Raw genomic sequence first — 13,921 nt, 5'->3', positions numbered from 1 at the left:
GCTTCTACAGTGGCGACATCTTTCTTACCAACTGCAAAGGTGTTCTGATGAAATCGACTCTCAAAGCTTCTGTGACCCTGACCATGGGCGCTGCCCTGATGTCGTTTGCCGCATTCTCGGCCGCGCAGAATGTGACCGGCGCAGGCGCCACCTTCCCCGCGCCCCTGTATTCGAAGTGGGCTGCCGACTACAACAAGGCTACCAACATCAAGATCAACTACCAGTCGGTTGGCTCGGGTGCCGGCCTTCGCCAGATCGAGGCCAAGACCGTGGACTTCGGCGCGTCCGACATGCCGCTCAAAGATGACGAACTGGCCAAGAAGGGCCTGATGCAGTTCCCCACCGTGATTGGCGGCGTGGTTCCCGTGGTCAACATCAAGGGCATTGCGCCCGGCCAGCTGAAATTGACCGGGCAGGTGCTGGGTGACATCTACCTGGGCAAGATCACCAACTGGAACGACCCGGCCCTCAAGGCCCTGAACCCCGGCGTGCCTTTGCCTGACGCCGCCATCGCGCCGGTGCGCCGCGCCGACGGTTCGGGCACCAGCTTCATCTTCACCAACTACCTGAGCAAGGTCAACGCCGAGTGGAAAACCAAGGTCGGCGAAGGCACGGCAGTCAACTGGCCGGTCGGTGCCGGCGGCAAGGGCAACGAAGGCGTCGCCGCTTTCGTCGGCCGGCTGCCCAATTCGATTGGCTACCTGGAATATGCCTACATCAAGCAGAACAAGCTGACGTTTGCGCAGATGAAAAATGCCGACGGCAATTTTGTCTCGCCCGATGACACCTCGTTCAAGGCCGCCGCTGCGGGCGCCCAGTGGGCCAAGAGCTTCTACCAGATCCTGACCGAGCAGCCCGGCAAGGACGCCTGGCCCCTGACCGGCGCCACCTTCATCCTGATGCACAAGGCGCAGGACAAGCCGGCCCAGGCCGCTTCGTCGCTCAAGTTCTTCGAATGGGCCTATAAAAACGGCGACCAGACCGCCGCCGCACTCGACTATGTGCCCATGCCTGACAGCGTGAAGGGCGTCATTGAAAAATCCTGGGCCGAGGTGAAGGACACGTCGGGCAAGGCCATCGCCTACAAATAAGCGGCCTTAAAACGCGCTTCGCAGCTTCACCATCACAGGGGTTTATTTCGTGTCCTCTACACTTCCGGCAAGCCGGGCCGCTTTGGAGTTTCCGGCAACAGCGACCGGACGTGCCATGACCAATCCTCCCCCCGTCAGACCTTTGAAGCGAAGCCCGCTGCCCGACCAGATTTTTGGCTGGGCGGCGCTGGGCGCCGCATTGATCACGCTGGCCCTGCTGTTTGCCATTTTGGTGTCGCTGGTGATTGGCGCCTGGCCGGCCATCAGCAAGTACGGCCTGGGTTTCCTGACCAGCAGCGTCTGGGACCCGGTGCAGAACGAGTACGGCGGGCTGGTGATGATCTACGGCACGCTGGCCACGTCCTTCATTGCGCTGCTCATCGCCGTGCCGGTGAGCTTCGGCATTGCGCTGTTCCTGACCGAGCTGTCGCCAGCCTGGCTCAAGCGTCCGCTGGGAACGGCCATTGAATTGCTGGCGGCCGTGCCATCGATTGTTTACGGCATGTGGGGCCTGCTGGTGTTCGGCCCCATCCTGGCCACCTATGTGCAGCAGCCGCTGCAAAACGCCTTCAGCGACGTGCCTTACCTGGGGGCGCTGTTTTCAGGCCCGCCGGTCGGCATCGGCATCCTGTCGGCCGGGATCATCCTGGCGATCATGATCATCCCGTTCATTGCCTCGGTGATGCGCGATGTGTTCGAGGTCACGCCGGTGCTGCTCAAGGAGTCGGCCTATGGCCTGGGCGCCACGACCTGGGAAGTGGTGTCCAAGGTGGTGCTTCCCTACACCAAGGCCGGCGTCATGGGCGGCATCATGCTGGGGCTGGGCCGGGCGCTGGGCGAAACCATGGCGGTGACGTTTGTCATCGGCAACTTCAACCAGCTTGACTCCCTGAGCCTGTTCCAGGCGGCCAACAGCATCACGTCGGCACTGGCCAACGAGTTTGCTGAAGCCGGCGAGGGCCTGCACCAGGCGTCGCTGATCTACCTGGGGCTGGTGCTGTTCTTCATCACCTTCGTGGTGCTGTCGCTGTCCAAGCTGCTGCTGTCGCAGTTGCAGAAGAATGAAGGAGCCAAGACATGAGCGCCGTCATGCAAAAACCGGCGCAGGCCGCGCGCCTGGCGCGGTTTGCCCAGCGCAAGCGGGTCAATCAGGTGGCCCTGGTGCTGTCTCTGGGGGCCATGGGCTTTGGCCTGTTCTGGCTATTCTGGATATTGTGGGAAACCGTCAGGCTGGGCATCGGCGGCATCACCCTGGCCGCTTTTACCGAAATGACGCCGGCGCCCAACGAGGATGGCGGCATTGCCAATGCGATTTACGGCTCGTTCCTGATGGTGCTGCTCTCGACCTTTGTCGGCACGCCGATTGGCATCATGGCCGGCATCTACCTGGCCGAGTACAACACCAAGGGCGCTCTGGCGTCGGTCACGCGCTTTGTCAACGACATCCTGCTGTCGGCGCCGTCCATCGTCATCGGCCTGTTTGTCTACACGGTCGTGGTGTCGCGCTTTCATTCCTTTTCGGGCTGGGCCGGCGTCATGGCGCTGGCCCTGATCGTGATACCGGTGGTGATCCGCACCACCGAGAACATGCTGCAGCTGATTCCACCGGGGCTGCGCGAGGCTGCCTACGCGCTGGGCGCGCCCAAATGGAAGGTCATCACCCAGGTTACCCTGCGCGCGGCCCGGGCCGGCGTGGTCACCGGCATTCTGCTGGCCGTGGCGCGCATTGCCGGTGAAACCGCGCCGCTGCTGTTTACCGCGCTGAGCAACCAGTTCTGGACCTCGAACCTGAACGAGCCGATGGCCAGCCTGCCGGTGACGATCTTCAAGTTCGCGATGAGCCCATATGAAAACTGGCAGAAACTGGCCTGGGCCGGCGTCTTCATCATCACGATGGCGGTGCTGGGGCTGAACATCCTGGCGCGCGTGCTGACGCGCAAAAAAGACTGAACAAGACAAGGCACACGATGGAAACCCTGAGCGCAATTCGCGAAAAATCGAAAATTTCGGTCAAGAACCTGAATTTTTACTATGGCAAGTTTCATGCCCTGAAAAACATCAACCTGGAAATTCCCGAGCACAAGGTCACCGCCTTCATCGGCCCCTCCGGCTGCGGAAAATCGACGCTGCTGCGCGTCCTGAACCGGATGTACGCGCTTTACCCCGAGCAGCGCGCGCAGGGCGAAGTGATGCTCGACGGCTCCAATCTGCTCACGTCGAAGGAGGACGTGGCGCTGCTGCGGGCCAAGGTCGGCATGGTGTTCCAGAAGCCGACGCCGTTCCCGATGTCGATCTACGACAACATCGCCTTTGGCGTGAAGCTGTTTGAAAGTCTCAACTCCGCCGACATGGACGAGCGGGTCGAATGGGCCTTGCGCAAGGCGGCGCTGTGGGCCGAGGTGAAGGACAAGCTCAACCAGAGCGGCTCCAGCCTGTCGGGCGGCCAGCAGCAGCGGCTGTGCATTGCCCGGGGCATCGCCATCAAGCCCGAAGTGCTGCTGCTCGACGAGCCGTGCTCGGCGCTGGATCCGATTTCCACCGCGAAGATCGAGGAACTGATTTCCGAGCTGAAAAACGACTACACCGTGGTCATCGTGACGCACAACATGCAGCAGGCCGCCCGCTGCAGCGACTACACGGCTTACATGTACCTGGGCGACCTGGTCGAGTTCGGCGCCACCGAAGAGATATTCTTCAAGCCAAAGCGCCAGGAAACCGAAGACTACATCACCGGCCGTTTCGGCTGAGCAAGACGCAAGGAACACATAGCATGCCTGATAAACATTTATCCACCCAGTTCGACAGCGAACTCAATGGCGTCTCGTCCCGCGTGATGGAACTCGGCGGACTGGTCGAGTCGCAGCTGCGGCTGGCGATTCATGCGCTGTCGCAGTACAGCGCCGAATGCGCCAACCAGGTCATCGAGACCGAGCTTCGCGTCAATGGCATGGAGCTCGACATCGACCGCGAACTGTCGTCCATCATTGCCCGGCGCCAGCCGACGGCGCGCGACCTGCGCCTGCTGATCGCGATTTCAAAGACCACCGCCAACCTGGAGCGCGCCGGCGACGAAGCCGCCAAGATCGCGCGCATGGTCAAGTCGATCATGCACAACGGCGCATCGCGCACGCTACCTTCGTCGGATTTGCGCGTTGCCGCCGACCTGGCCTCGGGGCTGCTGCGCAAGGCGCTTGATGCCTTTGCCCGGCTGGACACGGCGGCAGCGGTGTCCATCCTCAAGGAAGACGATCTGATCGATGCCGAATTCGATGGTTTCGTGCGCAAGCTCATCACCTACATGATGGAAGACCCGCGCACCATCTCGTCCAGCCTGGACCTGCTGTTCATCGCCAAGGCCATCGAGCGCGTGGGCGACCATGCCAAGAACATTGCCGAGTTCATCATCTACATCGTCAAGGGTGCCGACGTGCGGCACAGCCCGATGGAGCAGGTCGAGTCAGCCGTCAAGTCGTGAACCCATGAAGCACCTGCCCCGCGTATTGATCGTCGAGGACGAGCCGGCCATTGCCGAACTGATCCAGGTCAACCTCAAGCATGGCGGCTTCACGCCGGTGCTGGCCTACGACAGCGTGGCGGCCCAGCGCGAACTCGATGCCGAACTGCCCGATGTGATCCTGCTCGACTGGATGCTGCCCGGCCAGAGCGGCCTGAGCCTGGCACGCCACTGGCGCAAGCAGGAGCGCACCAAGGGCATTCCCATCCTGATGCTGACGGCGCGTGGCGACGAGCCCGACAAGGTCGCCGGGCTCGACGCCGGCGCCGACGACTACATCACCAAGCCTTTTTCGACGCAGGAACTGCTGGCCCGCATCCGCGCCGTGCTGCGCCGCCGCGCGCCCGAGTCGCCGGGCGACCGCGTGACCGTGGGCGCGCTGGTGCTGGACGCCGCCACGCACCGCATTGCCTGGCAAAGCCAGGAACTCAAGCTGGGGCCGACCGAGTTCAAGCTGCTGCACTACCTGATGAAGCATCCGGAGCGTGTCCACAGCCGGGCCAGCCTGCTCGATAAGGTCTGGGGCGACCATGTGTTCATCGAGGAACGCACGGTCGATGTGCATGTCAAGCGCCTGCGCGAAGCCCTGGGGCCGGCCGGCGCGATGGTGGAAACCGTCCGGGGCGCGGGCTACCGGCTGACCGGCATGATGGCAAAAACCCCTGCCGCCGCGGCATCGCCGGAGTCATGATCGGCCGCTGGATCGTTTGTGCCGCCTTCTCGCTGTCGGGCGGCGCCATCGGTTGGTGGCTTGCTTCCCACGAAGGCATGGCCTGGGGATTGCTGACCGGCGCCACTGCCTGGCAGCTCGCGGACAGCTTTTATGCGCGGCGGCTTTTGAATTGGCTGCGCTCGGAGCAAAGCAATGAAACGCCGGTGCTGATGGCCGGTCCGCAGCCGCGGTTGCCGGGCGTCTGGGGCGAGGCAGCCGACCGCGTGCGTCGCCTGCTGAAAAACCGCCACGAGCAGTACCGCGAAAGCCAGGCCAGGCTGGATGAATTCCTGGAGGCCTTGCAGGCTTCGCCCAATGGCGTGGTGCTGCTGGACGACGAGGGGCGCATCGAATGGTGCAACCAGACCGCCGCCCAGCATTTCGGTTTCGATGCCCGGCGCGACCTGCAGCAGCACATCGCCAACCTGGTGCGCGACCCGGCCTTCAATGCCTACATGGCTGCGGCCAGTTTCTCGCAGGAAGTCGTGATACCGGGCAACTTCAACACGCCAGCCCGGCCCGTGAAGCTGTCGGTGCATGTTCACCGATACGGCAAGGAAAAAAAACTGCTGCTGTCGCGCGACATCACCGCGCTGGAGCAAGCCGAGGCCATGCGGCGCGATTTTGTCGCCAATGTGTCGCACGAAATCCGCACGCCGCTGACAGTGGTGGCCGGCTTCATCGAGACACTGCAGAACCTGCCCCTCAAAAAGCCTGACCGCGACCGATACCTGGCGCTGATGGCGCAGCAGTCGCAGCGCATGCAGACGCTGGTGGAAGATTTGCTGACATTGTCACGGTTGGAAGGCAGCCCGCTGCCCGGCGCCCACGAGTGGACGCCCACGGCGTCGCTGTTCGCCCAGTGCGAGCAGGAGGCCCGGGCATTGTCCAGCGTGATCTCGCCTCGGGGCCATCAACTGGTGTTCGATGCCGGCCCTGCATGTGAGATCGCTGGCATCCAGAGGGAGATCTGCAGCGCCCTGTCTAATCTGGTGACCAATGCAGTGCGCTACACGCCGCAGGCTGGCCTGATTCGCGTAAGTTGGGCACGGCTTGAAGATGGACGGGGAGAGCTCTGCGTCAGGGATTCGGGCCCAGGCATTGCGGCCGAACACTTGCCCCGGCTGACGGAGCGGTTTTACCGAGTGGACCGCAGCCGCTCACGCGAGACCGGCGGCACCGGCCTGGGGCTGGCCATCGTCAAGCATGTGGCCCAGCGGCATGGCGCTGAACTGAGGATCAAGAGCCAGGTGGGGCAGGGTTCGTGCTTTTCAGTCACTTTTCCTGCGGCAAGGGTACGTGCTGTTTCACAAGCTGCATAAGCATGCAGATTGACAACGGGATGGTATTTGGTGAACTTTCAAGTACAGGAAAAAACTAATCCTTGCCTTGTTGAGAACGCCCGACTTGATTTTTAGCCCTGTATTGCTCAGTGGGCCGGCCTGGATAGTGGATATCGGCACGACCATCAAGCCGTTGTACGGCAAGCAAGAATGCGTGCAGGCCAGCTACAACCCCCATAAACCCGGACGCCGCAGCCACGCGCTGCACATGTACTGGACCGGCAACCTGCGCTTGGCGCTCGATGTGGCATGGGATGGGTTTTGGGGTCCATTCTCGAGGCCATTCAGGGAGAAAACAGAGGCATTGGGGGGCATTCGTGGTACTCTCGCCCCCAATGTAGCCTGCCACGGGGGACGTTTCGAGTCCAATCGCGCCTGCCAATTTTTCTGAATTGGTTTTCTTTTTCAATGTTCAGCCCCCTGCAGGGGAAAACATTGGTGAAAGATAAACTTAAAAAATTGCGTAGATCAAGACATTCCTAGAATGTATCGAACCCCGCCCCAATAAGGCAGGTAGTCGTTATTTCCTGGAGTCATCATTGCATAGCAACAAGCCCGTTAGTCCGCAAACCGTTTCGCCTTCAATCGAAGGCGTTCCGTCCGCGAGTGCCAGTTCCGGCAGCGCAAGCAAAAAAACAGTTGTCGATAGCGTCGAACCCGTACGCATTATCAAAAAGTACCCGAACCGGCGCCTCTATGACACCGAAACGTCTGCCTACATCACCCTTGCCGAAGTACGCCGCCTGGTCATGAGCAGTACGCACTTTGTCGTGCGGGATGCCAAAACCAATGAAGACCTCACGCGCAGCATTTTGCTTCAGATCATTCTTGAAGAAGAGGCTGGCGGCGCACCCATGTTTACCGAAGCTGTGCTGTCCAACATCATCCGCTTCTACGGCGATGCGATGCAGAGCTTTATGGGGGCGTACCTTGAAAAGAATGTGCAGAGTTTCATGGACCTGCAGTTGAAGATGGCAGAGCAGTCCAAGGGCCTGAGCCCGGAAATGTGGGCGCAGTTCATGAATGCAAAGTCGCCCATGATGCAAGGCATGATGGGCGCTTACGTCGAGCAATCAAAGAATGTTTTTACGCAAATGCAGGAGCAAATGCAAAAGCAGAGCGAGCAGATGCTCGCGGCATTGGGATTGAAGTGACCTTGCCCCAGGATTGCGCCCACCATTAACCGAGCTCATGCGTTGGCTTGCCTGGCAGGCCATTCGCTTTTGAATTGCATCGGGCTGACTGAGAAGATGGCCACCTTTGGGGTAGCCGTGATAACCAAAAAGGGGTTTGTGGAACTCGGGTTACTTAAAAACACGGGTTCAATCCGAGGTAAATTGCTGGGGACGTGGGCTGGGCCCGGTTCAGGAAAGGGGTTAACCCGCAGTACGCCTTTTGTACGATGCCGGGATTCAGCCGCGCCAGCTACGCCGAGTTCGTCCGCAACGTGAAAGTGCAAACGCTTGCGGCCTGTCACGAGAGGGCCTTTGAAGCATTTGGCGGCGTGCCCAAGGGCGTGCTGTACGGCCTGCTGCAGGCCGGCATCAGGACGGATTCATCCTCACACGCGGTGAGGACTATATTGACCAGAAAATCCAGCAGCGCGGCGAACAGCCGCAGCGCTGCTGGGTGATTGCTGCATTACAGCGCCCGTGCTGCTAATCCTGGTTTCGGGACGACACCGGTGTCGTCAACCGCCTGACATCCGTATTCTCACGGGTTGTTTCACAAGAGCGTTTGCTGGTCAGGCGACTTGAGGAACGCGCGCCAGCCGCCCAATGCACTGATGTCTTTTGCACCCCGAACGCCTTCGGGCTCGCAGATGAATCCGGCCACCGACGAGCCGTCTGCCAGAAGCGTACGGCCAATCCCCAACGGCGCGGGAATGCCATCGACAAAGCTGCCGAACTCGCTGGCAGGCAGTTCCCACACTTCCACTTCGATCGCACAGCCGCCTTCGGCCACGCGCACCAGGCCGGGCCGGCGGCCATCGGGCAAGGCATACAGGCGGTAGCTGGGGGCGGTGGTGGTGCCTTGGACCAGGCGCGCGCTACGGGCGGTCAGCTGGGTGTTGAGCGGCTGGCCTTGCAGGTGCGCGCCGCAGACGGCCACGCGAATTTGCCCTGACGCCACGGCGCAGGTGGCATTCCAGGGCACGGCCGCGTGGCCTGTGGCGCCGAGCGTGGCTGCCCGGCCCCGCAAGGCGCGCTGCCAGCGCTGGGCCAGGTGCAGGAGCGGCTGGTCCTGATGCGCCTGGGCGACGAATGTCACGCCGCAGGGCAGGCCGTCGGGGCGAAAGCCTGCGGGCACGGCGATGGCGGCATAGTCCAGCAAATTCACGAAGTTGGTGTAGTAGCCAAAGTCGCTGTTGCGGGCGATGGGCTCGGCCAGCACGGTCGCAATCGGGTGGATGGTCGGCGCGGTGGGCAGCAGCATGCAGTCGATGCCTGACCACACCACGGCGCAGCGCTGCGCCAGCGCCTTGAGCCGGTACTGGGCGGCAAAGGCGTCGGCGGCCAGGGGCTTGGCGCCGCCCAGCGTGATCTCGCGCGTCACCGGGAACACGGACTCGGGCCGTGCGTCGATGAAGGCGCGGATGGCCTGGTAGCGCTCGGCGACCCAGGGGCCTTCGTACAGCAGGCGGGCGGTCTCCAGGAAAGGCGCGAAGTCGATCTCGACCAGCTCTGCCCCCAGCGCCTGGGCCTGCGCGCAGGCATCGGCATAGCACCGGGCATAGCCGCTGTCGCCCAGGAACTGCAGCTGGTCGGCGCGCGGGACGCCCAGGCGCGGCCGGGCCGCCAGGCCAAAGTCAAAACCATGCGGCTGCGCCGGGCGTGAATACGCATCCTGCGCATCCATGCCGTGCGCCACCGCAAACACCTGCTGCGCGTCGTCGGCTGTCAGGGCGAAGATCGACACCACGTCCAGCGAGCGGCAGGCCGGCACGACGCCGGTGGTGGACAGCAGCCCCAGGCTGGGCTTGAGGCCGACCAGATGGTTGAAACCGGCCGGCACCCGGCCCGAACCGGCCGTGTCCGTCCCCAGCGAAAAGCTCACATGGCCGAGCGCCACCGACACCGCCGACCCCGCGCTGGAGCCGCCGGATACATAGTCCGGGTTGAAGGCGTTGCGGCAGGCGCCATACGGCGAGCGTGTGCCGTTCAGGCCGGTGGCGAACTGGTCCAGGTTGGTCTTGCCGATGGCGATGGCGCCGGCGTCGAGCAGCCGCTGCACCACGCTGGCGCTGCGCTCTGGGGTGTAGGCGTAATCAGGACAACCGGCGGTGGTGGGCACGCCGGCCAGGTCGATGTTGTCCTTGATGGCAAAGGGAATGCCCCAAAGCGCCAAGCCTTCCGGGCCCCGCGCCATCAGCGCCTGCGCCTGGGCGCGCAGCGCGGCGGCGTCAACGACATGTATCCAGGCCCTGTTCGGATCATCGCCGATGGCGGCCAGCACCTGCTCGATCATGTCCAGGGGGGTGAATGCGCCATCTCGGTAGGCGGGTTGCAGGCAGCCCATGCTGAGCGAAATGCTTGGCTTTTTCATGCGGTTTCTCCTTGAATCACGACAACATCCTGGCCTGCGGCCACGGCGCCGCCTTCGCGGCAGGCCATGCGCATGACCTGCCCCGGGCAGGGGGCGTACACGGTGAATTCCATCTTCATGGACTCGATGACCAGCAGGGCATCACCCTCGTCCACCGTGTCGCCCTCGGCCACCAGCAGCTTCCACACGCTTCCGGGCACGGCGCTGGCCACCCGGCGGGCACCTGGGGGGAGGTCGTTGGCGTACACGGCAGCCTCCGGCACCTCGGCCTCGCCCACGTAGTCGGCCTGGCCGGCCACGCGCCAGCGCTCGCGCTCTTCCTCGAAGGCCTGGCCTTGCAGGGCGCGAAAGGCGCCAATGCTGTCGGCATGCTCGTTCAGGAAGGCGCGGTAGTCGCGCAGGCTGAACGTGCCTTCTTCGACCCGCAGCGGGTAGCGCCCGGCTGGGAAATCATGGCGGATCTGCAGCAGTTCGTCCTCGCCCACCGGGTAGAAGCGGATCTGGTCGAAAAAGCGCAGCAGCCACGGCTTGCCGGGCTCGAAGGCTGCAGCGCCGCTGGAAGCATCGCGCCAGCGGTTCCACATCTGCAGCGTGCGGCCGACGAACTGGTAGCCACCCGGGCCTTCCATGCCATAGACGCACATGTAGGCGCCGCCAATGCCGACAGCGTTCTCGGGCGTCCAGGTGCGCGCCGGGTTGTACTTGGTGGTCACCAGGCGGTGGCGCGGGTCCAGCGGTGTGGCCACCGGCGCGCCCAGGTACACGTCGCCCAGGCCCAGCACCAGGTAGCTGGCGTCGAACACGGTGCGCCGCACTTCCTCCATGTCTGGCAGGCCGTTGATGCGGCGGATGAACTCGATGTTGCTCGGGCACCAGGGCGCGTCCGGCCGCACCGACTGCATGTATTTTTCTATCGCCAGCCGGGTTGCGCTGTCGTCCCACGACAGCGGCAAATACACGGTGCGCGACGGCACGACCAGGTCATCGGTATCGCCCAGCGCATCGTCTGCTACAAAAATCGCAGCTATCAACGCAGGCACAGCAAGCGCCAGCGGCTCAAAATGCACCTGAAGCGAGCGGATGCCGGGCGTCAGGTCCACAATGCCAGGCAGCTGTTGCGCCTGCAGCGACTGCATCAGCCCGTGTACGCGCAGGCGCAGCGCAATGTCGAGTACGGCGTCGCCCAGCTCCACCAGCAGGTAGCGGTCGCCCGCCTGACGCAGCACCAGGGCCGGTCGCTCGCCCTGTCCTTCACGCTGCGCCAGGATCGGCGAGCCCACGGCCTCGGTGCGCTGCGGGATGGCCGGCGGCATCCATACCAGATCGGAAATGCGGCTTTCCTGCGCCGCGTGCATGGCCAGGGCTTCAACGGCCGTCACGCAGCGAAAGCGCACGGTGTCGCCGGGGCGCAGCTGGCCCATTTTCCAGCGCTCGCTGGCCAGCACCACGGCGGGGCAGACAAAGCCGCCCAGGCTGGGGCCGTCGGGGCCGAGGATGACGGGCATGTCGCCGGTGAAGTCGATGGCGCCGATCGCATAGGCGTTGTCGTGGATGTTGGAAGGGTGCAGGCCGGCCTCGCCACCGTCGCGCCGCGCCCACTCGGGCTTGGGGCCGATCAGGCGCACGCCGGTGCGGCTGGAGTTGTAGTGCACCTGCCAGTCGGTGCCGAAGAACATGCGCACGTCGGCATCGGTGAAGAAATCGGGCGCGCCGTGCGGGCCGTAGAGCACGGCGATGTCCCAGTGGCTTTGGTAAACCGGAATCACCTCCGGCGGCAAGGCGGCCAGCGGCTCGGCTGCGGCATCGGCACCGATGTGCAGCATGTCGCCGACCCGCAGCGTGCGCCCGGCATGGCCGCCGAACTGGCCCAGCGTGAAGGTCGAGCGGCTGCCCAGGTACAGCGGCACGTCGAGCCCGCCGCGCAGCGCCAGGTAGGTGCGGGCGCCAGCGCCCTGCACCGCGCCCAGCTTCAGCACGCTGCCCGCTTTCACCGTGTGCGACTGCCAGAGCGCCAGCGCCACGCCGTCCACGCTGACCGCCATGGCCGCGCCGCACACGGCGATCACGGTGTCGTGGTGCAAGCGCAGGCTGGGGCCGCTGAGCGTGCATTCGAGCGCGGCGGCATGCTCCGCGTTGCCCACCAGGCGGTTCGCCAGGCGCATGGCCAGATCGTCCATCGGCCCCGACGGCGGCACGCCCACCGCCCAGTAACCGACGCGGCCGGGGTGGTCCTGCACGGTGGTCTGCACGCCCGGCTCCAGCACCTCCAGCGCCTGCTGCTGGTAGTGCAGGTCGGCCAGGCTGCGCGTGACCATGCGGCCCTGCACGAACACCGGGTCAGCCACCACGGTGCGCAGGTAGCGCAGATTGGTTTCAATGCCGCCCAGGCGGGTGGCCGCCAGCGCGGTTTGCAGCTTGGCCACGGCGTCGGCGCGGTCGCTGCCGGTGACGATCAGCTTGGCGATCATCGGGTCGTAATGCGGCGGCACTTCGCTGCCGTTGGCCACCCAGGTTTCGATGCGGGCATCTGAAGGAAACACCACTTCGGTCAGCCCGCCCGCGCACGGCTGGAAGTTGCGTGCCGGGTCTTCGGCGTACAAGCGCACTTGAATGGAGGCGCCCGTTGGCGCGGGCACATCCAGCGCAAAGTCGTCGCCGCGCGCCAGGCGCACCATCCAGGCCACCAGGTCGATGCCGGTCACCTGCTCGGTCACGCCGTGCTCGACCTGCAGGCGGGTGTTGACTTCCAGGAAATAAAACGCGCCGCTGTCGGCGTCCAGCACATATTCAACCGTACCGGCGGAGCGGTAGCTGACGGCCTCGGCCAGGCGAACGGCGGTTTGCTGCAGCGCGGCGCGGGTGGCCTCATCCAGCCCGGGCGCGGGGGTTTCCTCGATCACCTTCTGGTTGCGGCGCTGGGCCGAGCAGTCGCGCTCGCCGAGCGACACCACCTGGCCCCGGCCATCGCCAAACAGCTGCACCTCGATATGGCGGGCGCGTTCGACGAACTTTTCCAGGAACAGGCCGGCGTCCTTGAAGTTGGCTTGCGCCAGGCGCTGCACGGCCTCGAACGCGGGGGCCATCTCTGCGTCGCTTCGGATCAGCCGCATGCCGATGCCGCCACCGCCGGCCGTGCTCTTGAGCATGACCGGGTAGCCGATGCGCGCGGCCTCGGCTTTAGCCTGCGCCAAGTCGGCCAGCAAGCCGCTGCCCGGCAGCAGCGGCACGCCCTGCGCCTCGGCCAGCGCGCGCGCCGTGTGCTTCAGGCCAAAGGCGCGCATCTGGGCGGCCGTGGGACCGATGAAGGCGATGCCCGCGTCTTCACAGGCCTGGGCGAAGTCCGGGTTTTCGGACAGGAAGCCGTAGCCGGGGTGGATGGCGCCGGCGCCGGTGGCGCGGGCCGCGTCCAGGATGCGCTGCGGGTCCAGGTAGCTTTGCGCGGCAGGCGCCGGGCCGATGCAGACGCTGGCGTCAGCCATGGCCACGTGCAGGGAATCGGCGTCGGCCTCGGAATACACCGCCACCGAGCGCAGGCCCAGGGCCTTGAGGCTGCGGATGATGCGGCAGGCAATGGCGCCGCGGTTGGCGATCAAGACGGTATCGAACATGGGCAATCCCTTGGGGCGGGCCGTCCCGCCGGGTGATGCGGCGCCACGGGTCGTCCCGCGGGCTGGTGATGAAAAATTCAAGCCAATTCGGCCTTTTGCGCACATCC

The 13,921-nt window shown here is 64.3% G+C and carries 12 protein-coding genes; 10 read left to right on the top strand and 2 right to left on the bottom strand.

Annotated elements, in window-relative coordinates:
• Positions 1–47: 47 nt before the first annotated feature.
• The 10 genes from pstS to EC86_RS30535 all read left to right on the top strand — a co-directional run bounded on the left by pstS (position 48) and on the right by EC86_RS30535 (position 8,293).
• Entirely contained in the window at positions 48–1,091 is a 1,044-nt protein-coding gene (pstS, locus tag EC86_RS0108065; protein ID WP_029525157.1) for a phosphate ABC transporter substrate-binding protein PstS, read from the top strand.
• A 115-nt stretch (positions 1,092–1,206) separates the two neighbouring features.
• Positions 1,207–2,172: a phosphate ABC transporter permease subunit PstC gene (gene pstC / locus EC86_RS0108060; protein ID WP_232229841.1), complete on the top strand. Its 966-nt coding sequence runs from the start codon at positions 1,207–1,209 to the stop codon at positions 2,170–2,172.
• The gene (pstA, locus tag EC86_RS0108055) at positions 2,169–3,041 is read left to right on the top strand and encodes a phosphate ABC transporter permease PstA (protein ID WP_029525155.1); all 873 of its coding nucleotides are present in this window, start codon (positions 2,169–2,171) and stop codon (positions 3,039–3,041) included. The genes pstC and pstA overlap by 4 nt, the downstream gene beginning before the upstream one ends.
• Positions 3,042–3,058: 17 nt before the next feature.
• The gene (gene pstB / locus EC86_RS0108050) at positions 3,059–3,838 is read left to right on the top strand and encodes a phosphate ABC transporter ATP-binding protein PstB (protein WP_029525154.1); all 780 of its coding nucleotides are present in this window, start codon (positions 3,059–3,061) and stop codon (positions 3,836–3,838) included.
• A gap of 23 nt (positions 3,839–3,861) precedes the next feature.
• Complete coding sequence (gene phoU, locus EC86_RS0108045; RefSeq protein WP_029525153.1) at positions 3,862–4,566, top strand: phosphate signaling complex protein PhoU; 705 nt, start codon at positions 3,862–3,864, stop codon at positions 4,564–4,566.
• A 4-nt stretch (positions 4,567–4,570) separates the two neighbouring features.
• Positions 4,571–5,296 (top strand): phosphate regulon transcriptional regulator PhoB, encoded by a 726-nt coding sequence (gene phoB, locus EC86_RS0108040; protein WP_029525152.1) that lies wholly within the window; start codon positions 4,571–4,573, stop codon positions 5,294–5,296.
• Positions 5,293–6,639, top strand: a complete 1,347-nt coding sequence (gene phoR, locus EC86_RS0108035) for a phosphate regulon sensor histidine kinase PhoR (protein ID WP_029525151.1) — start codon at positions 5,293–5,295, stop codon at positions 6,637–6,639. The genes phoB and phoR overlap by 4 nt, the downstream gene beginning before the upstream one ends.
• Positions 6,640–6,706: 67 nt before the next feature.
• Entirely contained in the window at positions 6,707–7,051 is a 345-nt protein-coding gene (locus tag EC86_RS26000; protein WP_036771978.1) for a hypothetical protein, read from the top strand.
• Positions 7,052–7,325: 274 nt separating this feature from the next.
• Complete coding sequence (gene phaR, locus EC86_RS0108025; protein ID WP_156955395.1) at positions 7,326–7,814, top strand: polyhydroxyalkanoate synthesis repressor PhaR; 489 nt, start codon at positions 7,326–7,328, stop codon at positions 7,812–7,814.
• A 248-nt stretch (positions 7,815–8,062) separates the two neighbouring features.
• On the top strand, positions 8,063–8,293 hold the full coding sequence (locus tag EC86_RS30535; RefSeq protein ID WP_029525149.1) for a transposase: 231 nt from the start codon (positions 8,063–8,065) through the stop codon (positions 8,291–8,293).
• Positions 8,294–8,385: 92 nt separating this feature from the next.
• Here the strand turns inward: EC86_RS30535 and atzF are convergent, their stop codons facing one another.
• The gene (gene atzF / locus EC86_RS0108015; RefSeq protein WP_029525148.1) at positions 8,386–10,206 is read right to left on the bottom strand and encodes an allophanate hydrolase; all 1,821 of its coding nucleotides are present in this window, start codon (positions 10,204–10,206) and stop codon (positions 8,386–8,388) included.
• Positions 10,203–13,814: an urea carboxylase gene (gene uca / locus EC86_RS0108010; RefSeq protein WP_029525147.1), complete on the bottom strand. Its 3,612-nt coding sequence runs from the start codon at positions 13,812–13,814 to the stop codon at positions 10,203–10,205. Before uca ends, atzF begins: the two co-directional genes overlap by 4 nt.
• Positions 13,815–13,921 lie beyond the last annotated feature (107 nt).

It is taken from the genome of Polaromonas glacialis (assembly GCF_000709345.1).
Lineage (GTDB): Bacteria > Pseudomonadota > Gammaproteobacteria > Burkholderiales > Burkholderiaceae_C > Polaromonas > Polaromonas glacialis.
Note: the sequence above shows the minus strand (reverse complement) of the source record. Positions and strands in the feature narration are given on the sequence as shown.